This is a genomic window from Vibrio sp. 10N.286.52.C3, from assembly GCF_041468865.1.
In the GTDB taxonomy this organism is placed as follows: Bacteria; Pseudomonadota; Gammaproteobacteria; order Enterobacterales; family Vibrionaceae; genus Vibrio; species Vibrio crassostreae_C.
The window spans coordinates 37,897-63,786 of record NZ_JBFRJM010000041.1; the positions used below are offsets into that span (position 1 = coordinate 37,897).

The window sequence follows — 25,890 nt, forward strand, 5'->3', positions numbered from 1 at the left end:
GGAGACATCGTTGATCACCGTTGATAAACAAGATGCGATAACACTTAAAATTAACCATGCCATGGCTAAGACCAAAAAGCTCGACATGGACGTTTATCTATTCATTCCCGGTGAACTTGGACTGACTCCTGAAGTGCTTTCTGAAAGTGCCTTTTTCTACAGCTCAATCACTCAAAAACGTGCCTACTATAGTGACAAAACACTTTTACCTTTGGTACACAGTCGCTTGGCAAAACGTGGACGCTTATCTACAACACAGTATCGTGTCAGTTTGAGTCTGTTTGCCTACCAATATGTTATCGCGTTAGATAAAGCAGTCAGCAGCTTAAATAAAACTGATAGTGACGACGTAACGGCTGATGAAGTAGATGAAGTCATTGAATTGGCTTTAGATATCTTGAAGAAGCTACGCCGAAGCATCCCTTACGAAGAAAATCTCAAGCGCTACTACGCTAATATCGATAACTACCTATCTTGGTATACCGAGCAAAAGTTCCTATCGCTAGTTTCACACATGCCACGAGGTAGTGAGTATTCAACGATTAAAGAACGACTCTTAACGCTTTGTGATAAAGAGACCGCGCACCGTAAACTGAACCGCTACAACTCAGCAAGAGTTCGAGAGGACGTTACCCGCTTGAGTAACAAGATGCGTTTGCTGCGTCGTTTGATTGAACACCCTATCGTGCTTAAAGAAAAGACAACGTCGATGGGTAAGAACGTTAAGCGTGCCGTGAAAGGCATCGCGACCGGTTTGGTGATGGTTGTCGTGACCACTACTGTGATCTTGGCTCGTGACTTTCTTGGTGAGATTACCGCCTCTTTCATCGTGGCAATGTCTTTCATTTACGCACTGCGTGAGATCTTTAAAGATGACTTGAGAGACATCCTTTGGCGCTGGCTGCGTAAAGGCAAGCCAAAATGGAAGCGTCGTTACTATGATCCAACGACCAACAAGTCAGTAGGCCATAAACTGGAATGGTTGGACTACGCAAATTTTTCTAAGCTTGCAGATCGCATTCAGTCGATCCGTAAAAAGCGTGTGGTACAACGTGAAGAGCAAATCTTGCATTACCGCTCTCATACTGAGATGTCGACATCGACCTTTATGAGTGGTTATGAGGAGACTCGTGAAACGTTATCGATCAGCCTAAGAGCGCTGACACGGTTGATGGATAAAGGCTCAAACAAGATCTACCGCTTGAATGAAGGACAAGTGAGCCGCGAATCAGTAGAAAAGCGTCATCTTCTCAACCTGATCATTAAAGAGAACAACCATGATAACGAACCAACCTACTACCGTTGGAAGATCGTTATGAACCGTTCAAAAATAGTTGATATTGAGCAGATCACTCAAGAGTCATAGAGCCGTTATAAAGTTCTCTATAACGGTATGTGGAAACCATTCACATACCGTTGTTTTATCTCTTCAACGTTACCCATGACTTCTAAACCAAAATCTATTATTTAATCGCTATTTTCTTGAAGGGACTTTCTTAATTGAAAGCGTAAGCGTGAACTCCGCCATCGGCTCGTCACCATGTAAAGATGGGCAAGTCGCGATAATGGTTACGGGTTGATTGACCCGTTCTCCGGTCGACATGGTTTCTGCCAGCATAGTGTTGATCAGCTCACCGTCGTTACAAGTGAAATGCACATCACCTTCAGGGCGCTTCAAAAAGTTACCCGTCACCTCTTTAAAAGCCAACGAGATCTTTTCACCTTGCTGCTGAGATTTGCTCATCGCAAGAAACCCACCCGCGACATCCGCACCTACAGCCAAAACGCCAAAGTACATACTGTTAAGGTGATTCTTAGTACGCCTTCTAAGCGGGATTTTCACTTCAACATGTTGGTTGTCCAACGCGAGTAGTTTTGGTCGGCACAACCAGATAAGTGGGACTTTGAAAAAGCCAAACATGCTTAAGTAGAAATTTGCTTTTTGTAGAGGGGTCAACATTCGAATTACCTAGCCAAGTTAGTCATCAGACCAGTTAATCGACTAGCGATAAGAATGTCAAAAAAATGTTACAAAAAAGAGATATCATCGCACAATGATATCTCTTTCATTCTCAAAGCATTAGCGCCTTAAGTCGGCTTATCAGGCAAGCTAATCGATTTACGCAGTCACGACCGTTTCAACACCTTCAAGGTCAGCAATGTAACCTTGTAGACGTGGATAATCGACTAAACCTTGCGTAACTAGCAGCACTGGCTTCTTCGCGTTCAGGGTTGCTTTAACAATCATATCCAACAAGGTAATAACCGCTTCGTTTTGTGGATCAAAAGCGTGTTGCTGAGCTTCATTGTGTTTGTCTACGCCTAAAGTGAAAGACGCTAAGCTATCAACGTTTACCACTACACCATCGAAGTAATGCAGTAAACGTTCGCTCAGTAGCACTGCAGACGGCACATCGCACGAGAACAGTACTTTCAAACCGTTAAGGCCGCGTGGTAGCCCTTGCTCGGCAAGCAGGTCAATAATCTTAGCGGCATCGCTTAATGTTCGTACATAAGGCACAACCACTTCAACGTTAATACCCTGCTCACGCAATGTTTTAATGACCTGACACTCTAAAGCGAAAGCCTTGCTGTATTCTGGTGTTGCATAGCGAGCAACGCCACGAACGCCTAGTGCTGGGTTAATCTCTTCAGCTTCACAGTTCCCGCCAAGTAGCGAACGGAAGCCATAGCTGTCTGCACTACTTAATGCGATACGAACAGAAGTGTGATTTGGCTGAACGGCAGCTTGAATGGCAATCACTAAGGTCGAAACAAAATGCTCATCGACAGTTTTATCGCCAAGGATCGCATCTAAAGACGTTTTTTCAATATCAGTCAAAGTATCTAAGTGACTCTCGATACTTGGGTGATAAAAGACACGATCCATCACCAATTCTGATAGTGAAACGTATAAGTGGTTGGAATTATTATTATCGTTATAAGAAGGCAGCACATCACCTAAGACAAGTTCTGGGTGCAAAGTGCTTTGATTTTCTTGAGTCATTGCTGCTCCAGCATTTTTATGTTGTGTTCAAACGAAAATACCGATAGCTGCCTGTTAATACAAGTGAAAATCCCTTATTTGACGCTGGCCTGCTGATAAAAATAAGAATATTAGCAATAACTGAGATAACTTTGACTCAATAGAGTTTATTCCTCTGTTCAATTCCGTTATCTTAACCACTTCGCAATAGAATAAAAAAGCTATCACATGCCATTAAAAACTGATGAGTTGAGAACCCAAGCTCTGGGTCCTATGCCAACTCCTGCCGAACTAGGCAATGCACACCCTATTACTGACGACGTTGCTGAGCGCATTAAAAATTCTCGCCGCCAAATCGAAGATATCCTAACTGGTCGTGATAACCGCCTATTAGTTATCGTAGGCCCTTGCTCTGTTCACGATACAGATGCGGCACTTGATTACGCTGAGCGCCTAAGCAAAATTCAAGACCAGTACAAAGATGAACTGTTCGTTGTAATGAGAACCTACTTCGAGAAGCCTCGTACTGTTGTAGGTTGGAAGGGTTTGATTACAGATCCTAACCTTGATGGTTCATACGCACTTGAAACAGGCTTGAACAAAGCTCGTAAGCTTCTGCTAGATATCAACAAGCTTGGCCTAGCTACCGCGACTGAATTCCTTGATATGATCACAGGTCAGTACATTGCAGACCTTATCACTTGGGGTGCGATTGGCGCTCGTACAACTGAATCTCAGATTCACCGTGAAATGGCTTCTGCACTGTCTTGCCCTGTTGGCTTCAAGAACGCGACCAACGGCAACATCAAGATTGCTATCGATGCAATTCGTGCAGCACATGCTTCACACTACTTCTACTCTCCAGATAAGAACGGCCGCATGACGGTTTACCGTACTTCTGGCAACCCATACGGTCACGTTATTCTACGTGGTGGTGATAAAGGCCCTAACTTCGACGCTGAATCTGTAGATACTGCATGTAAGCAACTGGCTGAATTCGATCTACCTCAACGTTTGGTTGTAGACTTTAGCCACGCTAACTGTCAGAAGCAACACCGTAAGCAGTTAGAAGTTGCACAAGACATTTGTGAGCAAATTAAATCTAACAAGAACCAAATTGCAGGCATTATGGCAGAGAGCTTCATTATTGAAGGCAACCAGCCAATGACAGACATTAACAACCTAGAATATGGCAAGTCGATTACTGACCCATGCCTAAGCTGGGAAGATACTGCAACAATGCTAGACATGCTTGCAACAGCAATTAAAGATAGAAACTTAGCTTAAGGAAACAACACAATGCCATCATTTGACATTATCTCTGAAGTAGAAGCAGTAGAACTGCGTAACGCAGTAGACAACGCAAACCGTGAACTATCGACTCGTTTCGATTTCCGCGGCGTTGACGCAAGCTTTGATTACAAAGATGAATCAGTAAAATTGACTGCTCAAGACGATTTTCAACTGAAGCAAATGCGCGATATCCTTCGCAGCAACCTAACGAAGCGTAATGTTGATCCTAACGCGATGGAAGCGAAAGCGGCAGACCAAACAGGTCGCACTTGGCACCAAACGGTTATCTTTAAGCAAGGCATTGAAACTGATGTCGCTAAGAAGATCGTTAAGCTAATCAAAGACAACAAAGTTAAAGTTCAAGCTTCTATCCAAGGCGACAAAGTTCGTGTTACTGGTAAGAAGCGTGATGACCTACAAGCTGTTATGGCTCTAGTTCGCGGCGGTGAACTTGGTCAACCTTTCCAGTTTGACAACTTCCGCGACTAATTATTGAGTTTGAGCGACCGCCTATTTGGGTTGCTCATTCATCAGCACAATGTCGTGTTTGAAATAGCAAAAAGCCACTTCTCGAAGTGGCTTTTTATTTATCTGGTCCAGCTTTAGTTTTATTCCGAGCCTCTAGCCGATTTCAAACAACCAGAAAGCTCTCATTTCAACTAGAAGCAATTACCTCAACTGAGTACTTGGGCTGCTGACAATTTTAGATCTTTGCCGACCAACAGATTAAACTCTACGCTTGCTGGTGGAATAAACACACACACTCGTAATTTCTCTGCTCTTGCTTGCTCAAGCTTTGTTGATAGCTCTCCGCTGTTGGCGTAGCTCTCTCTTTCTGCATCTCGGCGGCACAGGTCGATAAATTCAAATGGACAATCGCTCGGTGAAAGTACGAGCTCTGCCTCCTGCATCAAACGTAAAGCCTTCATAGACAGCAGCTCGACATCTTGCTCGAATTCAATCCAAGTGACCTGCCCTTCGCTATCAATGCCTTCGGTTAGCGCTTGCTGGTAGTAAGACTCTAACTGCTCTCTGTCATTCACCTGCTCGATAAAGCTGGATGACAAGAAACGCTCCCAAAATTTACGACGCTCGTCGACGGTTGGGAATGACTCTTTGATTGAATTGCGTTTTGATGCACCGAAGTCTGCTATCAAACCTATGTTTTGTGGCAATACCGTTTCGAGTTTTTCTCTGATATTTCTTACTAAAACAGGTGATGCCCCGCCACTAGAGATGGCAATTTGGATTCTGCCGCGATTTATCATCGAAGGTGTGATGAAGTCGCAGTAAGGAAGATCGTCAACCACATTGACTAAAATACCCAGTTTTTTCGCATCATTATACACTTGGTGATTCAAGCTTGGGTTGTCTGTTGTGGCCCAAACCTGCAAGTAATTTTTCGATATGATCTGTGACGAGTAAAAGTTTTGAACCCAGTGAAGCTTGTTCTCGTCCACAAGCTGCTTTAAGTAAGGCGCTACCTTGGGAGACACCAAAGTCACATCCGCTCCCGCTCGTAGTAAGCTATCGACTTTACGGCAAGCAACCTCACCCCCACCAACCACTAAGATTGGCTTATTTTCTACATCCAAAAACATTGGGAAATAACGCATGTTCTTCCTTGAGACTACTTCAATAACTATTCAGCCATGCTACCAAATTTGGAGCATATTCATAACTATCGAAGTGTAATAAAAATATTTATTGACCAAATTTCAACATTTCTTAAGTTTAATATTTCATCATTGTGATGTTTATTCAGAATATTTATCTAGTCGATTATCAATATAAAAATCTAAATCTCGTTGCACCAACAGTGTGAACCGTTGCACTATTTACATTCACTTAACATTTGGTCATTCTAATTGTGTTCGGATTTGTGATTTCATTCAAAATTCTTTTTAAATTATACATTTGTGAAACTACGGATCCTTTCCTAACCTTATAAACAGTTGTTTAAATCGCACACAGTTTCATTTGCAAAATGCAACTCGTTTAATTTGAACAACAAGGTCATAGAAAACGCAACACATAAGAGAAACTCAAACGAGCACGAGTATCAGGTGTCACCTGGTTAACAAGGAAGGATACAAATGACAAATAAACTAACACTTCTTGCTTCAGTAGTAGCTGCATCAACTGCGATGATGGCAACATCGGCATCAGCGGCAGAAAGCACTCTGGACAAAGTCACATCTCAAGGTTTTCTAACTTGTGGTGTAAGTACCGGTCTTCCAGGGTTCTCTAACCCTAACTCAAAAGGTGAATGGGAAGGAATTGATGTTGAGTATTGTCAAGCTCTTGCAGCGGCTGTACTCGGTGACAAGACTAAAGTTAAGTATGTACCTCTAACAGCAAAAGAGCGTTTTACTGCGCTTCAATCTGGCGAAATCGACGTACTATCTCGTAACACAACATGGACATTACATCGTGACACTGCTCTAGGTCTGAACTTCGTAGGCGTTAACTACTACGATGGTCAAGGCTTCATGGTTAAGAAAGAACTTGGCCTAACAAGTGCTCAAGAGCTTGATGGCGCTTCTGTATGTGTTCAATCAGGTACAACAACTGAACTTAACCTAGCCGATTACTTCCGTAACAGTGGCATGTCTTACAAGCCAGTGGTATTCGATACGGCAGCACAAACATCGAAAGGTTTCGACGCAGGTCGTTGTGACGTACTAACAACTGACCAATCTGGTCTATACGCACTTCGCCTAAACCTAGCTGATCCTAAATCTGCAGAAGTACTTCCTGAAATCATCTCTAAAGAGCCTCTAGGCCCTGTTGTTCGTCAAGATGATGATCAATGGTTTAACGTTGCTAAGTGGACACTTTCAGCAATGATTAACGCGGAAGAATACGGCATCTCTTCTAAAAATGCAGACGAAATGCTTAAGTCAAAAGATCCAAACATCAAACGTATTCTTGGTGTAGACGGTCCTAAAGGTAAAGGCCTTGGCATTCGCGACGACTGGGGTTACCAAGTAATTAAGCAAGTTGGTAACTACGGTGAGAGTTTTGAGCGTACTGTTGGTACAGGTTCTCCACTTCAAATCTCTCGTGGTGTAAATGCATTATGGAATGCGGGCGGCTTTATGTACGCTCCACCAATCCGTTAATAAATTTTCAAGCATCAATTAGGGCGGAGTTTTCCGCCCTATTTATTAAATGGATTTGAGGTTATAGTAGTATGAAACCTAATGAAACTATTTCTCCAGCTCAGGCAAAGCCACAGCCCAAAAGTGCCAACTTATTTTACAACCCCACTTTTCGCTCCATCATTTTCCAAATTATCGCCGTCGGGGCGCTTTGTGCTTTCTTTTACACGATTGTAAATAATGCACTCACAAACTTAGATTCCCGTGGTATCACCACTGGTTTTGATTTTCTCTCCCAAGAAGCTGGTTTTGGTATCGGCTTAACACTGATTGAATACGACGAGACCTTCTCATACGGTCGTACATTCTTTATCGGTCTTCTCAATACCGCTTTGGTTTCAGTACTCGGCATCATGCTAGCGACAGTGCTGGGCTTTAGTATGGGTATCGCTAGACTCTCTTCAAACTGGCTAGTTAGCCGATTTGCAGCTGTCTACATTGAGATATTCCGAAATATCCCTCTGCTATTACAAATCTTTTTCTGGTATTTCGCCGTTCTACAAGCCTTGCCTTCTGCTCGTCAAAGTATGAGTCTAGGTGAAGCAATTTTCTTGAACGTACGCGGGTTGTACTTCCCTGCTCCAGTCTTTGAGCAAGGCAGTAGCATTGTCATCGCATCATTGATTGTCGGTATTATCGCTACGTTTATTATCAACATCTGGGCTAAGAACAGACAGAAACTGACCGGCCAACAAACACCGATGTTGCGAATTGCAGCTGCGTTGATTTTAGGCTTACCGTTGATAACTTACTTTGTTATGGGCATGCCTATCTCTGCAGATTACCCTGTGTTGAAAGGGTTTAACTTCAAGGGTGGTGTTACGATAATCCCTGAGCTTGCTGCATTGATGCTCGCTTTAAGTATCTATACAGCAGCGTTCATTGCTGAGATTGTTCGTTCAGGTATTAACGCGGTAAACCATGGGCAAACTGAGGCTGCGATGTCTCTAGGCATCCCACGTTCTAGAACTCTAAAGCTTGTCATTATTCCACAAGCATTAAGAATCATTATCCCACCACTAACCAGTCAGTATCTAAACCTGACCAAAAACTCATCACTTGCGATGGCCATTGGTTATCCTGATCTTGTCTCTGTATTTGCAGGAACAACACTTAACCAAACTGGACAAGCTATCGAAGTAATCGCGATGACAATGGGCGTCTACCTAACCTTGAGCCTATTAACGTCCGCTCTAATGAACATATACAACCGCAAAGTAGCATTGGTGGAGAGATAAGATGAGTACACATCAATTTCAACCTGATCTTCCGCCTCCAGCGAATACCGTTGGGCCAGTCGGTTGGTTAAGAAAAAATCTATTTAATGGACCTGTTAACAGCGTCGTCACTGTGATTCTTGCTTACTTTGCTTTCACCCTATTATGGGCAATAGCGGATTGGGCATTCATCAGTGCCGACTGGATAGGAACCACACGTGATGCCTGTACTAGCGAAGGCGCTTGTTGGGTTTTTATCAGCGTTCGTTGGGACCAATTCATGTATGGCTTCTACCCAGAAGCTGAACTGTGGCGACCTCGCCTCTTCTATGCAACGTTGGCCATTTTTGTAGCCTTACTGGCTTATGAAAAAACACCTAAACGTACGTGGATTTGGTTGTTCTTCGTCAACATCTACCCATTTATCATTGCTGGCTTGCTATACGGTGGCGTCTTTGGGTTAGAAGTTGTTGATACCCATAAATGGGGCGGCCTACTGGTTACACTGGTCATCGCACTTGTTGGTATTGTAGTGTCACTCCCTATTGGTGTTGCACTTGCTCTTGGGCGCCGCTCAGAGATGCCGATCATTCGCAGTATGTGTACCGTATACATCGAAATTTGGCGTGGCGTACCGCTCATTACAGTTCTATTCATGGCTTCAGTAATGCTGCCACTCTTTTTATCAGAAGGGACAGAAACCGATAAGCTCATTCGAGCACTTGTAGGGGTAGTTCTATTCAGTGCAGCCTACATGGCCGAAGTAATTCGAGGTGGTCTACAAGCAATACCAAAAGGCCAATACGAAGCAGCTGATGCTCTGGGGTTAAGCTACTGGAAAAAGACCGGGCTTATCATTCTACCTCAAGCTCTTAAAATCACGATTCCTTCAATTGTGAACACCTTCATTGGTTTGTTTAAAGATACCAGTCTTGTTTTGATTATTGGTATGTTTGATGTACTAGGAATTGGCCAAGCCGCGAATACCGACCCTGAATGGCTTGGGTATTCAACAGAAAGTTATGTATTTGTCGCGTTAGTGTTCTGGGTGTTTTGTTTTGGCATGTCGAGATATTCGATATGGCTAGAAAACAGACTTCACACCGGTCACAAACGATAATTAACAAGATCAAGGACGTATTATGACGCAGCAGACAGAAAACAACTCTCAAGGTCTTATGATCGAGTTGAAAGACATGAACAAGTGGTACGGTGAATTCCACGTACTTAAGAACATCAATTTAGAAGTTAAAAAAGGCGAGAAAATCGTTATCTGTGGCCCTTCAGGCTCTGGTAAATCAACGATGATCCGCTGCATCAACCGATTAGAAGAGCACCAAAAAGGTCATATCTTCGTTTCAGGTAATGAATTAACGGAAGACCTAAAGAACATCGAAGCCGTGCGTAGAGATGTCGGCATGTGTTTCCAACACTTCAATCTGTTTCCACATCTGACGGTATTAGAGAACTGTACTCTGGCTCCAATCTGGGTCAAAAAGATGCCAAAAGAAGAAGCCGAAGCGATTGCAATGAAGTACCTAGAGCGCGTAAAAATCCCTGAGCAAGCGGACAAGTTCCCAGGTCAGCTTTCAGGTGGTCAACAGCAGCGTGTAGCTATCGCTCGCTCTTTGTGTATGAACCCTCAAGTGATGCTGTTTGATGAGCCAACGTCGGCGCTCGATCCAGAAATGGTTCGTGAGGTGTTAGACGTAATGGTTGAGCTTGCAGAAGAAGGCATGACGATGCTTTGTGTAACGCACGAGATGGGCTTTGCTAAAGAGGTCGCGGATCGCGTTATCTTCATGGATGCCGGTGAAATCATAGAAGAGAACAACCCTGTCGATTTCTTTGAAAACCCACAATCAGACAGAACGCAGAACTTCTTAAGCCAAATCTTACACCACTAATGTGTTATGATGCATAAACTACAGAGGCGGCTTAGGTCGCCTCTTTGTTTTCAGTGTTATAATTAGTTTTTCAAGATTATAAACAGCGATTCAGTGCGATTAAAATTGAACAACGAACCTTAACTGCACTTTAAGAAATACTTTGTTACACCTTCAGAAACACTTAACCGACTATTTTGATTATTATTTTACGTATACAAGAGGAATGAGAGACTTGATTTTTCGAACTTTCACCCCCATAAATGTACTAATAACTATTGAAGTCACCTTACGAGGAAGATTATGAACAGCCCTATGTTTTCACGCACAGCATCTCAAGAAAGTGCTCTGCAAACCAATAAAGTGTTGCGTAACACCTACGCATTACTGTCTATGACACTACTTTGGTCTGCTGTTGTAGCAGGCGTATCCATGGCGATGAACCTTCCTCGCCCGGGTCTTATTATCATGCTAGTTGGCTTCTACGGCCTACTTTTCCTAACAGAAAAGAACCGTGACAACAGCATGGGTCTAGTCTTCACATTCCTATTTACAGGTTTCTTAGGCTACACCATCGGTCCAATCTTAAACATGTACGTTGGCGCAGGCATGGGTGATGTCATCCTAACTGCACTTGGCGGTACAGCACTGGCGTTTATGGGCGCATCAGCTTACGCACTAACAACTAAGCGTGACCTGTCGTTCCTTAATGGCATGCTATTAGCGGGTTTCGTAGTACTACTTGTAGGTATGGTTGCAAACATCTTCCTACAAATGCCTCTACTATCATTGGCAATGAGCGGTATGTTCATCCTGTTCTCGACTGGTGTTATCTTGCTTACAACGCAAAACATCATTCGTGGCGGTGAAACAAACTACATCTCTGCAACGATCAGCTTGTACGTATCGATCTACAACATCTTCATCAGCCTACTAAGCATCCTAGGCATCATGGGCAGCGACGACTAATCGTTCCCATCATTGAAGAATATCTAGCCCAAGAGCCTACCTCTTGGGCTTTTTTGTATCTATAAGTACGATATTTCATTGGATAGCTACAATTTCTGTTGAGAAAGACAAACTTGGTCATGTACCCTATCCGCATAGTTAATTGGATTCTGGATTAAACATGTTTGAATATAACGGCAAGCAAATCGAAACCGACGCTCAAGGCTACCTATTGGATTACACGCAATGGGAAGAAGGCATGATTGAAATTCTTGCTCAAGACGAGGCGATTGAACTTACAGATGCACACTTAGAAATCGTACATTTTGTAAGGAGCTTTTACGAAGAGTTCAACACCTCACCAGCGGTTCGCATGCTCGTTAAAGCAATGGAAAAAGCTCACGGCCCAGAAAAAGGCAATAGTAAGTACCTTTTCAAGTTATTCAAAAAAGGCCCTGCAAAACAAGCGACCAAGCTCGCCGGTTTACCTAAACCAGCAAAGTGCTTGTAAAACCTAACCCGCTTTAGGTCATTAAGTTACGTTCAATATAAAATACTGTAGTGCTACAACTACAGTATTTTAAACGCCCCTATGCGTACGTCTTGGCGCTCACTATCTTTAACTTGATGCATCACAACGTTGTCTACTGTTGCGCTCGAAGGGCCAATATAGAGCCAAGCATGTAACTTCTCAATTTGCTGACTCTCTCCGACAACTAACACTTCAACTCGACCATCATTTAAGTTCTTTGCATAACCTGAGAGACCCATAGCTTGCGCCTGCCTACTGGTGTGGTAACGGAACCCAACACATTGAACTACGCCTGACACGACAAAAATATATTGTGAACTTTCCATAACGTTGCCTCATAAATTATATGAATGATATAGTCGAGTTTCTATTCATTCACCGCTTATTGGTGGACTTACTTCGAGTATAACGATTATGAAAGAAATCCCATTTCGTTGGATTGACAAATATCTCATTCACCTAAAAATCCAAGAAAAGTTCTATCTACTCTTCTTATTGCCTCTTCTCGCCCTGGTTATATTAACTCTCGTTTTAGATAGTGCCGCGGACTCTTTACTTGCTCACCTTTATCAAGAAGAAATGCTCTTGATGAAAGGGCTTATCGAAGCGGGTCAACTCACTAAAGATCAAGTAGCTCAGCTTGTCAGCAGCTCTGAAACCATCTCTTTAGGCTACGGTGCTGGTTCTGTTTCAGTGATGAATGGAGCGTTCAGCCTAGTTGCTAACCATGACCAAAACCTTTGGTCTGCTCTATCGACGACTCAGGTTTCTATCATCGCTGTAACCCTAACGCTTATCGCACTAGGTGTTTACTACATCATGACCTTTATTGGCGGCGCGATGTTCTCTATGAACAAAGCTCTGAACACGCTTGCGAATGGCGACTTAACTTGCCGCATGAACTACTTCTTAGTTCGTGACGAGTTCAGTGAAATCGCGATTACAATCGATAAAGTTGCGGAGCGTGAACAAAACATGGTTCTATCAATCCAAGAGTCTGTCGCTCTCATGCAGCAGATCAGCTCGGACTTGAACCAGTCAACACAACAAAGTTCAGACATCTCAGGTAACCAACAAGAACACCTGAATAGCTTAGCAAGTGCAACGGAACAAATGGCGGCTACCATTCGCGAAGTCGCTACCCTTGCTCATGCGTCTAGCTCACAAACGATGGACGCTCGCGGCGTTGCTCAGAGCGGTCAAGTCAAGGTTTCAAATACACTGGAGTCTATCTCTAGCCTATCTCAAGAGATCCAGTCCGCTTCACAAGCAGTAGAAGAACTGGATGCCAACGCGGCGCAGATCGATGAAGTAGTCACAACCATCAACGGTATTTCTGAACAGACTAACCTGTTAGCGTTGAACGCAGCTATCGAAGCCGCACGTGCTGGCGAGCAAGGTCGTGGATTTGCTGTTGTTGCCGATGAAGTTCGTGCCCTTGCCGGTCGTACTCAGCAAGCAACGGTTGAAATCCAAAGCATGATTGAATCATTACAACGTAACAGTCAATCACTGACCAAGCTGATGGAAGTCACGGTGAACAATGCTAACGAAGGCCAAACACTGATGTCAGAAGTGAACGTCGAGATCGGTTCATTAGCGGAAAAAAACCAGTCTATTTCAGATAGCAGCACTCAAATTGCTACCGCGGCTGAAGAACAAGGCGTAGTCGCTGACAACATTGCACAGAGTGTTGAAGAGATTCGTCATCAGTCAGACAGTATCTGCGAGATGATCAGTAAGAGTAATTCCAATGTTGACCAACTTCGTAAACAAAGCGATACGATGGAAGGTTTGCTGACAGGTCTTAAAGCTTAATACTGATATCCACCACAATGTGTTGATTAATCATTACTAGGGCTGCTTCTGCAGCCCTTTCTTATTTGCTTTTCACCTGCACTTCCCCGACAATACCCCTCCTTCAAATTCAACAAACAGAGTAAATTATGACTCCTTCAATTCATCTAGCTAAAGGCCGAGATAAATCACTACGCCGCAAACACCCTTGGGTATTTTCACGCGGTATCGATAAGGTCGAAGGCGAACCAAAACAAGGTGAAACTGTAGACGTATATGCTCAAAATGGTCAGTGGCTTGCAAAAGCGGCTTACTCACCAGAATCTCAAATTCGAGCTCGTGTTTGGACATTTGAAAAAGAAGAGATCAACAAGGCGTTCTTCGTAAAACGAATTCAAGACGCACAGTCTTTACGAGAAGACATTATCGAACGTGATGGTCTAACGGGCTACCGCCTAACGGCCGCAGAGTCTGATGGCTTACCAGGTATCACAATCGACAAATACCAAGACTTTCTTGTTTGCCAACTGCTAAGTGCTGGCGCTGAGTTTAACAAAAGCGTATTGGTTGAAGCGTTAATCGAGTGCTTCCCTGACTGCAACATCTACGAGCGTTCAGACGTGGCAGTTCGTAAGAAAGAAGGCCTAGAACAAGTTGTCGGCGTTCTTCATGGTGAAGAGCCACCAAAATCTATCGTGATTGAAGAAAATGGCGTTAAAATCAGCGTGAACATTATGGAAGGCCACAAAACAGGCTTCTACATGGACCAACGTGATAGCCGCAAAGAATCGATGAAGTACGTTAAAGGCAAAGATGTCCTTAACTGTTTCTCATATACAGGTGGTTTTGGCCTTTACGCACTGAAAGGCGACGCAAAGCGTGTTATCAACGCTGATGTATCTCAACTTGCTCTTGATACAGCTAAGCTCAACGCTGAACTTAATGAGTTTGATATCTCGAAAAAGCGCGCTGTGTTCCTAAACGCTGACGTTTTCAAACTGCTTCGTGAATACCGTGACCAAGGCACTAAGTTTGACGTAGTGATCATGGACCCACCAAAGTTTGTTTCAAGTAAGAACAACCTAACTTCAGGCGCTAACGGCTACAAAGACGTTAACATGCTTGCGATGCAAATCCTGAAACCAGGTGGCACTCTACTCACCTACTCTTGCTCTGGCTTAATGGGTACTGATTTGTTCCAAAAAATCATTGCTGATGCAGCATTAGATGCAGGCCGCACTGTTAAATTCGTAGAACGCTTCGAACAAGCAGCCGACCACCTAACAGACACTGCCTACCCAGAAGGTTTCTACCTGAAAGGTTTCGCTTGTAAGGTTCTTTAAATACAAATTACCAATCTAAGAAACAGCGTTACAGTTCATAAAAAAACCGAGATTCTTCAATCTCGGTTTTTTATTGGTATCAGCAAACTCAATCGTCTTTAATAACAAGGATGTCAGACAAACTATTCGTCAAGTCTGCAGCGGAGAGGCCATCAAATTCAATTTTAACTTGCTGTCCATCTTTTTCTACAACCATGGCGGAGTTAACTTCGCCTCCTTCAACCTCGATGTTGTCTAACAACTCAGTGACTTGTTGTTGAGTTGGCGCATCAGCAAATAAGTCAGACAAATCAACCTTATCTCCTTCCGCGATGCTGAAATCAGATATTCGATCGGTACTTCCATCTAAATCACCATCAACCCACTTGAATATATCAGCGTCATCACCACCAATAAGGATATCGTTTCCGAGACCACCAATCAGCGTATCTTGACCAACTCCACCTTTAAGTGCGTCATCACCACTCCCACCATCTAAGTAGTCATTACCAGTACCACCATCGATAGCGTCGATACCTGCTTGTCCGTAAACTGTATCGTTACCGTCACCAGTGAAAGCAATATCGATGCTGTCATTCTTATTCATACTTGGTCTATAACTATCGCCTTCCGATACAAAATCATCACGCTCAGCCGCACCGTCTTTAGGGTTCTTGGCTAATGACTCACTCCCCCCAAGGTAAACCGTGTCGTTTCCACCTCCTAGTTGAACGTAATCACCACCTTTGCCAACATCAACAAGGTAATCGGTGTTTGTATTATCAAACGTTGATGTTCTCTCATTTTCTGTATTCCCAGCAGAGAATTGATGCTTCTGCCATTGAAGGTCAGCTCCATCTACGGTAATCGTGTCGGTGACATCTCCAGAAGAACTAATCGTGGTTGGTGTTACGGGCTCAGGAACCTCAATTTCTGCAGTTGCCGTAGAGCTTGCAAATTTGTCCGCTCCCGTAACATATTGCTCTTCACTAACTGCTTCAACTGTAATACCAAAATCACGATTTCCAGTATAATCCGCCGGGAATACTAATTGAGCACTTACCGTCCCCACAACTCCAGCTGCATCAACAGCAAGTGCAAGTATGTAATTACTTGTACCATTGACTGGCGTTTGCAGTACTCCATCTACATACAGTTTCGCCCCTGACGGAATACCACTCACCGTAACCGAATCACCTTTAATGATTTCACTGCCATCCGTATCTTGCAAAGAAACCGTTATATCGACAGGGATTTCCTGTTGTTGAACAATACGATAGCTTCCATCTATGTTGTTTAGTTCAACGATAGCATCAGAGAAAATCAATCGTTCAATTTCATATAAGTGGTCTCCATTTTCATCAGAAGGAGTATATTGATCATTAGGTGTATCGGTCCCCTTCGTATCTCGCACTAGCCAGTGGCCGACACCTCCACCATGATCGCCTAGATCTGTGATTATGTACTGAGAAACTGGACCTGAGTAAATTACAGTGTCATACCCATCGACACCTATATCACTGGTAGTTTCATCACCTTCAATTTTGTCATTTCCAGCGCCTGATACGAACCAATCGTTGCCCGCACCACCTATATAGTGGTCCGAGTCCTGACTTTGGTCACCAACATAAAGCTTGTCCTTAGATCCGCCTTGATGTAAGTGCTCATGAATATCCGCGTTAAGTACTCTGCCTTCCTCAAAACCATCTAATTTAAGTTCTGTAAGTAGTGTGTTTTTCTCTGTAGTAGTCAACTGGGAGAACCCAACAAGTTCTTGATATACGTCGATACCGTTGGAAAAGGTAATATCCCCAATGGAAACAGCTACTAATGGGGCATCAGCCACAGGCGTAATATCTACCGTAAGCGTATGCTCTTCTGACGTACCATTCTCGTTTACAGCCTTGAACTTAATTTCAGCGTAGTCATTCGATTTATTGCCTACACCATCAACATTAAAGCCGTCATAACCAGATTCGTTAATATCCGGATTAAAGCCAATCACGCCTGAAGTTAATTGAGCCGATGTAATCTGATTCGAGTTTAGTGGCTGCCAATTTGGCTCTTGATCAGTGCCAAGGTTAATCACCAACGCTCCATCGAGTGGTTGATGAGTTATCACTACATCGTTGCCAGACTCAATCCCAAAATCATCAATCGATAGCACTAAAATAGTATCTTCCTGTCCAAAGGCTTCCTTACTTTCAGCATCTGGTCCAACAGGTACTGGATGGACAATTAGCTCGAAGGCCCCATTCGAAATCTCACTGGTATCGCCGACAATCTCGTCTGAAATAGCTTCAACCTTAACGCTATAAGTGCCTGGCTCATCAACCTGAATCATCAGATCAGCGAGCACTGTTTCGGCAGTACCATTTGATGTTAACCAAGCAGATATATCAACTTCACCATCAGCATTAACAACAAGCTCCTGATCTCCAAGTTTAACAATTGAACCTTCAGGTAAACCAGACACGACGAGTCTCAACGTCTCTGAACCATCGGTATCAACAAGCTGCGTAGTGATCTTAGAGACATTGATAAAGGTATCTTCCAGCCCTTCATTAATATCGAACGCTGGGTAATAACCACCCTCTAAGGATTCATGTTCAACCTGTGTCCCGATATTAACTTTATCCTCAAGCGAACTTACATCAGGAACAATATCAAAGTTGTCCGTGTTAAAGTCTACGGGTTCATTGCCACCAACTGCGACACTGATAGTGGCATTACCTGGACCAGCCTCGTTGTCGTGGAATGCAGTAATTGTGTACCAACCTGATGCCGATGGTACAAAGGCTGAAGACTCATAGGTACCACCTCCACCCCAAGTTTGAGAGGCCATGGTTTCACCACCGACTTCAAGTCTAAATGAATCATCTGCATGACCGCTAAACACGTATGACTCACCAGCAACTAGGAATACCAAACCAGTAAGTTTGCTCGAAATGTTTTCGATAGCTGGAGAGTTCTGAGTGCCAAAGTCTGGCGTCTGTGTAACTTCTGAAGTGTTGGCAACACCTGCAGACTCGATTGCTTGTTCAACAACGTCCGGAGCGACACCGCTACCATTGTTGTAATCAAAGTCTAGGTTCTCCCATTGCTCTAACTTAAAACCTTCATCTAAATCTACATTTGGTGATTCTACAACTAACTTGGCAAGTGTCGTATCAGGGCGAATATCAATCGACATCGTCGTACTAGAGCTGGTGTTGATGCCATCAGAACTGTGGTAGTTAAACTCCGCATAATCTTGCTGATTATTACCAGTTACTACATTATCTTCATCAAACATTGATGTACTAGATTCATAGCTTACTGGGTTGAATATCAAGAAACCTTGTTCTACCTGCTCTTGGCTTACTGATACACCTGTACCAATCGTTTCAGTATTTAACAGAACCCATTCATCAGTAGATTCGTTGTACAGATACATATCACCCGCACCTGGAGCACTAGTGATAACAATCGACAATTCGCTGGAATCTGCATCAGAAACGTTGAAATCGGCCCACTTAAACGTAATCGATGAACCTTGGGCTTGTGCCTCATCGCCAATGACATGTGAGTCCTGTGCTTGCGGTGCTTCATCGTTATCAATGATCGTCGCAATACCTTGCTTACCATCCACTTCGAGCGTGAAGTTCTCATTTAACTCATCAATGCCGTCTTCGTTAGTTGGTACCTTGATGTCAAACGACGTTACTCCCGCAGGCACAACAAGCTGACCATTAACAAGCGTCACGCCCTCAGTGAACTCTACGTTGTCGGTGAAATCTTTGTTATCACCGAGCTCGGCAGAACCTGAGTTTAACGACCAGTCGAATCGAGTCTCTTGGCTGCTTGTGTTAACTAGGTTCACGGTGAAGACGGCTATATCGCCTTCAATTACTTGTTCATTATTTAGATTAACCGCGTTGCTCACTGTATCGATAATTGGAGCTTCATCGTTATCAGTAATGCTACCCACAGAGGATTCACCACCAACAGTCACGGTGTAGGTTTCAGCGATCTCATGGAGACTGTCATCAATTGTCGGAATCAAGATTGCAAAGTCCTTCACTCCAATTGGGACAATCAGTTTTCCACTTTGCTGATCATAGGTGACGCCATTAGTAAAACGAACCTGACTCAAGTCGAGATCTTTTTCTTCACCCGAATCATTCGCAGCATCCGTGTTCTTACCAAAAGTAACGTCCAATACAGACTCAACAAGTGCACTTGAATCCAGAATTACTTTAAAGCCAAGATCATCACCTTCAACTACTGAGTCTGCTAGCAGGTCTACAGACGCAACACTAGAAGGAGTCGGTAAAGGGTTGACGATAACATTAACTTCAGCACTCGCGATTTGGCCATTATCATCAGTAACCTGATATTTAAACGTTGTTTCACCGACAAAATCATCGCCAGTTAAATCAAAGTATACGATGCCGTCTTTGATATACGCATTACCTTCCGTTTCACCGTATACATAGGTAATACGTAGATTGTCGCCATCTGAATCGATATCGTTATTTAGAAGCTCAGAACCGATAATGCCAGCAAGCTTCGATGTTGGAATCTCAAGAATGCCGCCTTGATTCACTGCATACGCGCCTTCACTAGAGGCTTTAAAACCAGTTAGGAAGTAATCTGACGCATCATTATCATTCGTTGCTTGGTTGGAATACTCAGTTGCTTCAAATACCACAGTATCAAACGCGATTGGAGTACCATCAGGACCAAGCGGTGTTATTTCGTAAGTACCTTTATTGTTACCGTCTTCAGCAATAAACGTATCACCTGCAACCGCTACGCCATTGAGGTACGCTACCCAACTGCCTTGTTCATGGTTATCAGTGAAATCACCGTCATTACCTTCGTTTTTAAACAAGTTAGATACTGAAAATGTAAACTGAGTAGCAGGGCTATCTAAGTTGATTTCAAACTTCTCAGATTGCTGCTCTGCACGATCATATTCAATCTGAGCACCCAATCCACCTACTTTGCCGGCAACACCAATCTTAATGCCGCTGTGTGCGAAGTCTTTATCTTGGCCATTGAAGCTAGCATTTAGCTCAGCGCCTTCGGCTGACCATGGAGAGTCGTTGTCTTCACTGAACTCACCCAGTTTAACTTCGAAGCCTTGCGGATCGTTATTCGCATTCAGGTCACCAGACTTATCGATAGTAACTGTCTTAACTTCACTTTCGTTACCATCACTGTCTACCGCTTTATATTCGAATGAATCTGACGCCTTAGCTTCAAGAGAAGTCAGCTCCCAGTTACCTGGTCCTTGTGTGCTTGCTTCCACCGAAACAATCTCAGCACCTTCAGGAGCGACAATCGTGACATTTTGATTATTGTGGGTGTCATCATAAAGGAAGGTTTTGTCTTCTGTGACACCATTACCATAATCAAAGGTGACTGTAATCTCGGCTCTTGATTGAACACTATCATCAGCATTTGGGGCAAACCAGCCACCCAAACCGCTTAGACCAACCGTTACTGAGTCCGCTGGACGAGAAGAGAAATCAATGTTGATTACCTCATCTTGGTGAATACCGCGATTAGTCGATGCAATACCGAAACCCATATGGCCTTGCTGGCTGTTGTTCTGTACTAAAGGCTTGGCGTCAACGTTATTTCGACCTTCCGAGGTAATGGTGACGACATCACCATTATCAAACTTCAGTTCGCGAGTATACGCATCTACTTCATCACCCCAGTTATGAAACTCTGCAGTGCTATGAGGGCCTTTATCTAATGTGGATGTATCATCAACACCTAAGAAGAAGCCTGTTGATTCTTGGTCATCTTCATAAACGATGTTGTTAGGATCTGCATACGTCTGCCCAACTACCACTTCAACCTTGTTATTACCATCGACATAGTAAAGAGTTCCTGAATCAGGCAGCTCTGTGATGATCACGCCGAGATTTGTATCTGCGTCATTATCGTTATCATCTTCATTATCAGAAATATGGTCTGTACCATCACCTTCGATAGTCCCCATCCCGGTATCGAAAATAACTTGCGAAGAGCCATCTGCATTGAGAGAAATAGAGAAGTCTTCAGCTTTTGGCGGGTTATCATGGCTATCGTCAATAGCTACATTTTTATCAGCACTAGAAGTATCTAGCTTCTCAAATACATCGGTACCATCTTGGGTTACGGATACAACACTAACGTTAAACTCTTGTCCAACTTCGTATTCGTTGTCTTGTTCAGTTTGAATCTCAAAGGTCGCTGTATTTGTATTTGCGTCTACGTTTACAGTTATAACTTCAACAATATCTTCATTGCTCGCATTTGTGTAAGAGTACTGAAGAGTAACCACACTATCTTCAGGCACTTGCTCACTTAGCGTAATCGTAAATGGACTTGTCTTATCACCCTCAATAACTGAATCGGGACCAGTCAGCCCAACTGTAACGGTATCTTTGTCGTTTGTGTCTGTCTCATCGACAATCTTAGCTGTACCTGAGTCCTGTTTGTCATTTTCAACAAACTCACTAGTTGAGCTAGCTTTTAGGGTTACAGTCTCTTCACCCTCAAGCAATTTATCATCAAGAACCTTGATGAAGACTTCTAAGCTACCCGAGCCGCTAGCAATAATTAGATCGGCAAGCTCCTGCTCTGAAAGCGCTTTATAATCTTGTCCATCTTTAACGTAAATATTGTCTTCGTAATCGACACCTTTAGTTGCAGAATCCCCTGCAGCCCCTAGTGTAAGAGCAAGACCAACGTTCTCAGAGACAAGCTCATCTAGGTTGATTTCAAAAGATAGGAACGCTTCTTCTGCTTCTGTCACTGGTTGGCCTGCCTTAACAGTTAGCTCGGCGACAGGTAATACATCAACATTCACTACAACCGTATCTGTACCACCGTTACCGTCCGACACGGTAACAACAAATGAATCATCTCCATCAAACTCGTTGTTCGGAGTGTACTTCCACTCGCCAGTTTCAGGGTCGATCTCAACACTACCGTTTGTAGGTTGGCTCACCGTGTAAGTCAGGTCAGTGTCGTCAATATCAGTTGCAGTAACCTTACCAGATACAGAGTTATCCTCTTTAGTCGATACACTTATTTGATCAGTATCGCCAATCGGCACTCCATCTTTGACAAATATTGGGGCATCATTTTCTGGAGTGACATTAATCGTAACCACGGCGGTATCAGTACCACCTTTACCGTCAGAAACTGTGTAAGTAAACGTAGCGATGCCATTGAAGTCATCCGCTGGAGTGTAACGAACGGTTTGAGAACCATCTTGTAGCTCAATTAACTCAACCTGACCGTATGTTGGATCAATCACTAAACTATCTAAAATAATTAACGTATCACCATCAACGTCAGAATCATTCGAAAGTAACTCGCTACTAGGGATATCGAGAGTTATATCTTCTTGTGTCTGAAGGCTTTTAATCACTTCTTGAAATTTGATATTGTCTAGATAAGTCCCACTCTTGTCGCCTTCAGTACCAACTTCTCTAAATGAAAGGGTATTTGAACCATCTCCACTACCACCTAATAATTCCAATAACTGAGTTTGCATTATGTTGCTTTCAGGGGTGATCGTAGCAATGACTTCGCCGTTCCAAATGACCTCAAGCTCAGCACTCGGCAATCTTTCGTACATTGCCGTATCAAAAGACAGTTGGTATAGGGTACCGCTTTCCACACCTTGAATTTGTTGGGTAAGGGTTACATTGTCACCGTTACCTTCCATATCAATCATACGATCGCCGTCTGTTTCATCAACAGCATAGCCTTCTTGAACTGAATCTAAAGCACCAGTTCTTGCATCGTAGGACCAACCATCTAGTTGGTCGATTCGAGAACCCCAACCGGCATTTGATACCGATTCATAGTCTTCAAAGCTACCATTGACGATCAGGTTATCACCTAATTCTCTTGAATCATCGTTCGCGATAGGGTCATCATTTACTGGTGTTACATTAACGGTCACTGTCGTAGTGCTTTTTTCACCATGAGTATCAACAATGGTGTATTCGAAAGTCGCTTCACCATTGAAGTCTTGGTTAGGTTCAAACACGACATTGCCATCTATCAGCTGAACAGAACCGTTTGTAGCATCGGTTGCGTTGACAGAAAAAATGGTTATGTCATCCCCATCAACATCGAAATCATTGGCTAGCAGCTCACTACCACTAATAGTAAGAGCCTGATCTTCTTCCGTTATGAGTTTGGGTGCATCTATTCCGGTAACTGTAATGTTATCGATGAACGCACCAAGCGAATCAGATTTACCCGCACCAGCAAAAGCGATTAAAGTAGCATCACTACTAACATCAAACTCAGCATTTGCTTGATACCAACCTTTGTTATCCGGACCATCTAGTGTTACAGAAATGCCTTCTGGAGCAGTCACTGTTCCATCCGCATGCAGCGTAATAGTTGTATTCCCAACAGTAAAAGTCATATCAGACGACGAGTTGCCGTCTTGGCGAGGGTTATAATCGAACTCTACCCTCAAAGAGTCTTGATCCGACGTATCAATTGATGTCGTCATCACCGTGTTTTTATGTGGGTCTAGCTCTGCGTAAAAATCACCGTCGGTAGCATCAACAATTAAGCCGTCTCGCTCAATCTCTATACCATTAGTAAAGTCCCATACCTCTGATGGGTCTTTAGAAACAACCGTCCAACCCGCTGGGTTTGCCATATTTTCGAATGACTCAGTGAGCAATATGGTTTCTTGAACGTTTTTGTAAGAATCACTGATGGCTACAGGCGCATCGTTGACTGGCGTCACCGTCAAGTTGAACGTGCTGTCTACCGGTGTGCTGCCATCTTCGTTGCCGTCTTCAACGTTAATATCGAAAGACGCCGACGTGGTTTCGCTGCCGTCATGTTTAAACGTCACTTTACCCGTCGCCAACTGCGCCACCGTAAAGCTGCTCGACGCGACGCCGTTCACTAAGATTGTGCCGTTACTCACGTTGCTGACCGTGAAGCTCACGCCTGTGTCCGTATCGTCAACGTCCGTGTAGCCAAGATCTGCCGCCGTGATGGTGTAGCTGCCTGCTTCATCCATTTCACCCAACAGATCGCCTGTCAGCTCCGGCGCATCATTCACTGGCGTCACCGTCAAGTTGAACGTGCTGTCTACCGGTGTGCTGCCATCTTCGTTGCCGTCTTCAACGTTAATATCGAAAGACGCCGACGTAGTTTCGCTGCCGTCATGTTTAAACGTCACTTTACCCGCCGCCAACTGCGCCACCGTGAAGCTGCTTGACGCGACGCCGTTCACTAAGATTGTGCCGTTGCTCGCGTTGCCGACCGTGAAGGTCACGCCTGTGTCTGTATCGTCAACGTCTGTATAACCCAAGTCAGCTGCCGAGATCGTGTAGCTGCCTGCCTCATCCACTTCCGCCGCCAAATCGCCTGTTAGTTCCGGCGCATCATTCACTGGCGTCACCGTCAAGTTGAAAGTGCTGGCTACCGGTGTGCTACCATCTTCGTTGCCGTCTTCAACGTTCACATCGAACGACGCTGACGTGGTTTCACTGCCGTCATGTTTGAACGTCACTTCACCCGCCGCCAACTGCGCCACAGTGAAATGGTTCGACGGAACACCACCGACTAAGATTATGCCGTCACTCGCGTTGCCGACCGTGAAGGTCACACCTGTGTCAGTATCATCAACGTCCGTGTAGCCTAGGTCCTCAGCCGTAATGGTGTAGCTGCCTTCTTCATCCACTTCACCCAACAAATCACCTATCAGCACTGGTGCATCGTTCACAGGAGTGATATTAAGCGTAACTTCTGCTTCGTCTTCCCCACCGTTCCCATCGGTCACTTTATATTTAAAAGTTGCCTCCCCGTTATAGTCGGTATCCGGTGTGAATGTAATTGTATTGTTTGTGTAGTCGACAAACAGCTCACCATTAGTCGCGGAGGTAATTGAACCCACAACAATTGAGAGCTCATCACCATCAATGTCAGTATCATTCGCCAACAATTCATCAAAAGAAATCGTGATAGACGTGTCTTCAGCAGTAACAAGTTTAGATTGATTAATACCTGTCACTGTAATGTTATCTAACAACGCACCGTAGCTATCTGAAGCACCAGCGCCTGCAAATGTAAGGTCCGTAACGTCCCCTTGGACTTCGAACTCAGCCGTGATCTTATACCAACCATTTGCGTCAGGTTGCCCTATTTGGACATTAAGTCCGTCGGCACCCGATAGAGTTCCATCGGCGTGAACAGTAACTAACGTGTCACCGACTTTAAACGTCATGTCAGAAGATGAATTACCGTCTCGTCGAGGGTTGTAATCAAATTCAACACGAACGCTATCTTGGTCTGACGTATTAATACTTGTTGTGATCGCGGTGTTTTGATGAGCATCAAGCTCAGCGAGGTAGTCACCGTCTGTCGCTTCAGCTATGAGACCGTCACGCTGAATCTCTAGACCATTTGTTGCTTCCCAATCACCCAGTTCGTCGCCAGTTACTACTGTCCAACGACCTGTGTTTGTCATGTTTTCAAAGGACTCAGAGAAGAGCAGCGTCTCACTATGAGTTTCATATGTGTCATCAATCGCTACTGGGCCCTCGTTCACGTTGCTCTCTTTCAGGGTCACCGTCGCTTCCGCTGTCGAGCCGTAACCGTCGGTCATCACCATCTGGTAATCGCCACTGTTCGTGCCTTGCTCGAAGTCGTTCACCTCCGCCGAAACGCCCGCTGTCGTGATGCTGATGTTGCCGGCCGCATCGACACTGTAGAAA

Annotated in this window: 16 protein-coding genes; 11 read left to right on the forward strand and 5 right to left on the reverse strand. The window is 44.0% G+C overall.

Annotated elements, in window-relative coordinates; translation table 11 throughout:
* The first annotated feature begins 10 nt into the window (after positions 1 to 10).
* Positions 11 to 1,366, forward strand: a complete 1,356-nt coding sequence (locus AB4138_RS15375) for a hypothetical protein (RefSeq protein WP_017063834.1) — start codon at positions 11 to 13, stop codon at positions 1,364 to 1,366.
* Between the two features lie 108 nt (positions 1,367 to 1,474).
* Here the strand turns inward: AB4138_RS15375 and AB4138_RS15380 are convergent, their stop codons facing one another.
* Together AB4138_RS15380 and AB4138_RS15385 are read right to left on the reverse strand one after the other, a co-directional pair.
* A complete protein-coding gene (locus AB4138_RS15380; protein ID WP_017059696.1) occupies positions 1,475 to 1,960 on the reverse strand; it encodes a PaaI family thioesterase in 486 nt (161 codons plus the stop codon).
* 159 nt (positions 1,961 to 2,119) lie between these two features.
* Positions 2,120 to 3,007, reverse strand: coding sequence for a putative PEP-binding protein (locus AB4138_RS15385; RefSeq protein WP_136974300.1), 888 nt, complete (start codon positions 3,005 to 3,007; stop codon positions 2,120 to 2,122).
* A gap of 207 nt (positions 3,008 to 3,214) precedes the next feature.
* On the opposite strand from AB4138_RS15385, the gene AB4138_RS15390 reads away from it, so the two are divergent.
* A complete protein-coding gene (locus AB4138_RS15390) occupies positions 3,215 to 4,273 on the forward strand; it encodes a 3-deoxy-7-phosphoheptulonate synthase (protein WP_017059698.1) in 1,059 nt (352 codons plus the stop codon).
* A 12-nt stretch (positions 4,274 to 4,285) separates the two neighbouring features.
* Positions 4,286 to 4,768 carry a YajQ family cyclic di-GMP-binding protein gene (locus AB4138_RS15395; RefSeq protein WP_017063832.1) on the forward strand — a complete coding sequence of 161 codons (483 nt, stop codon included), beginning with the start codon at positions 4,286 to 4,288 and terminating at the stop codon, positions 4,766 to 4,768.
* A 185-nt stretch (positions 4,769 to 4,953) separates the two neighbouring features.
* Here the strand turns inward: AB4138_RS15395 and AB4138_RS15400 are convergent, their stop codons facing one another.
* The gene (locus AB4138_RS15400; protein ID WP_017059700.1) at positions 4,954 to 5,895 is read right to left on the reverse strand and encodes a bifunctional precorrin-2 dehydrogenase/sirohydrochlorin ferrochelatase; all 942 of its coding nucleotides are present in this window, start codon (positions 5,893 to 5,895) and stop codon (positions 4,954 to 4,956) included.
* A 480-nt stretch (positions 5,896 to 6,375) separates the two neighbouring features.
* On the opposite strand from AB4138_RS15400, the gene AB4138_RS15405 reads away from it, so the two are divergent.
* From AB4138_RS15405 to AB4138_RS15430, 6 genes are all read left to right on the forward strand, one after another.
* Positions 6,376 to 7,404 carry an amino acid ABC transporter substrate-binding protein gene (locus AB4138_RS15405; protein WP_017059701.1) on the forward strand — a complete coding sequence of 343 codons (1,029 nt, stop codon included), beginning with the start codon at positions 6,376 to 6,378 and terminating at the stop codon, positions 7,402 to 7,404.
* Between the two features lie 71 nt (positions 7,405 to 7,475).
* On the forward strand, positions 7,476 to 8,681 hold the full coding sequence (locus AB4138_RS15410) for an amino acid ABC transporter permease (protein WP_017066316.1): 1,206 nt from the start codon (positions 7,476 to 7,478) through the stop codon (positions 8,679 to 8,681).
* A gap of 1 nt (position 8,682) precedes the next feature.
* Entirely contained in the window at positions 8,683 to 9,780 is a 1,098-nt protein-coding gene (locus tag AB4138_RS15415; RefSeq protein ID WP_017066317.1) for an amino acid ABC transporter permease, read from the forward strand.
* 22 nt (positions 9,781 to 9,802) lie between these two features.
* Positions 9,803 to 10,567: an amino acid ABC transporter ATP-binding protein gene (locus tag AB4138_RS15420; RefSeq protein WP_017059704.1), complete on the forward strand. Its 765-nt coding sequence runs from the start codon at positions 9,803 to 9,805 to the stop codon at positions 10,565 to 10,567.
* Between the two features lie 282 nt (positions 10,568 to 10,849).
* Entirely contained in the window at positions 10,850 to 11,515 is a 666-nt protein-coding gene (locus AB4138_RS15425) for a Bax inhibitor-1/YccA family protein (RefSeq protein ID WP_017057206.1), read from the forward strand.
* A gap of 160 nt (positions 11,516 to 11,675) precedes the next feature.
* On the forward strand, positions 11,676 to 12,005 hold the full coding sequence (locus tag AB4138_RS15430; protein WP_372306654.1) for a TusE/DsrC/DsvC family sulfur relay protein: 330 nt from the start codon (positions 11,676 to 11,678) through the stop codon (positions 12,003 to 12,005).
* A gap of 59 nt (positions 12,006 to 12,064) precedes the next feature.
* On the opposite strand, the gene yccX is transcribed toward AB4138_RS15430, so the two are convergent.
* Entirely contained in the window at positions 12,065 to 12,352 is a 288-nt protein-coding gene (yccX, locus tag AB4138_RS15435; RefSeq protein ID WP_017059706.1) for an acylphosphatase, read from the reverse strand.
* 88 nt (positions 12,353 to 12,440) lie between these two features.
* Here yccX and AB4138_RS15440 point away from each other — a divergent pair, with 88 nt between their 5' ends.
* Both AB4138_RS15440 and AB4138_RS15445 read left to right on the forward strand, forming a co-directional pair.
* Positions 12,441 to 13,844, forward strand: coding sequence for a methyl-accepting chemotaxis protein (locus AB4138_RS15440; RefSeq protein ID WP_102319806.1), 1,404 nt, complete (start codon positions 12,441 to 12,443; stop codon positions 13,842 to 13,844).
* Between the two features lie 128 nt (positions 13,845 to 13,972).
* Positions 13,973 to 15,166, forward strand: a complete 1,194-nt coding sequence (locus AB4138_RS15445) for a class I SAM-dependent methyltransferase (protein ID WP_108082860.1) — start codon at positions 13,973 to 13,975, stop codon at positions 15,164 to 15,166.
* A gap of 88 nt (positions 15,167 to 15,254) precedes the next feature.
* Here the strand turns inward: AB4138_RS15445 and AB4138_RS15450 are convergent, their stop codons facing one another.
* Positions 15,255 to 25,829 carry a tandem-95 repeat protein gene (locus tag AB4138_RS15450; protein WP_372306657.1) on the reverse strand — a complete coding sequence of 3,525 codons (10,575 nt, stop codon included), beginning with the start codon at positions 25,827 to 25,829 and terminating at the stop codon, positions 15,255 to 15,257.
* Positions 25,830 to 25,890 lie beyond the last annotated feature (61 nt).

What these genes read in the sequence shown, in the direction of transcription:
- AB4138_RS15380 (WP_017059696.1), bottom strand. Translation starts at nt 1,960, where the DNA reads ATGTTGACCCCTCTACAAAAAGCAAATTTCTACTTAAGCATGTTTGGC.
- AB4138_RS15385 (WP_136974300.1), bottom strand. Translation starts at nt 3,007, where the DNA reads ATGACTCAAGAAAATCAAAGCACTTTGCACCCAGAACTTGTCTTAGGT.
- AB4138_RS15390 (WP_017059698.1), top strand. Translation starts at nt 3,215, where the DNA reads ATGCCATTAAAAACTGATGAGTTGAGAACCCAAGCTCTGGGTCCTATG.
- AB4138_RS15395 (WP_017063832.1), top strand. Translation starts at nt 4,286, where the DNA reads ATGCCATCATTTGACATTATCTCTGAAGTAGAAGCAGTAGAACTGCGT.
- AB4138_RS15400 (WP_017059700.1), bottom strand. Translation starts at nt 5,895, where the DNA reads ATGCGTTATTTCCCAATGTTTTTGGATGTAGAAAATAAGCCAATCTTA.
- AB4138_RS15405 (WP_017059701.1), top strand. Translation starts at nt 6,376, where the DNA reads ATGACAAATAAACTAACACTTCTTGCTTCAGTAGTAGCTGCATCAACT.
- AB4138_RS15410 (WP_017066316.1), top strand. Translation starts at nt 7,476, where the DNA reads ATGAAACCTAATGAAACTATTTCTCCAGCTCAGGCAAAGCCACAGCCC.
- AB4138_RS15415 (WP_017066317.1), top strand. Translation starts at nt 8,683, where the DNA reads ATGAGTACACATCAATTTCAACCTGATCTTCCGCCTCCAGCGAATACC.
- AB4138_RS15420 (WP_017059704.1), top strand. Translation starts at nt 9,803, where the DNA reads ATGACGCAGCAGACAGAAAACAACTCTCAAGGTCTTATGATCGAGTTG.
- AB4138_RS15425 (WP_017057206.1), top strand. Translation starts at nt 10,850, where the DNA reads ATGAACAGCCCTATGTTTTCACGCACAGCATCTCAAGAAAGTGCTCTG.
- AB4138_RS15430 (WP_372306654.1), top strand. Translation starts at nt 11,676, where the DNA reads ATGTTTGAATATAACGGCAAGCAAATCGAAACCGACGCTCAAGGCTAC.
- yccX (WP_017059706.1), bottom strand. Translation starts at nt 12,352, where the DNA reads ATGGAAAGTTCACAATATATTTTTGTCGTGTCAGGCGTAGTTCAATGT.
- AB4138_RS15440 (WP_102319806.1), top strand. Translation starts at nt 12,441, where the DNA reads ATGAAAGAAATCCCATTTCGTTGGATTGACAAATATCTCATTCACCTA.
- AB4138_RS15445 (WP_108082860.1), top strand. Translation starts at nt 13,973, where the DNA reads ATGACTCCTTCAATTCATCTAGCTAAAGGCCGAGATAAATCACTACGC.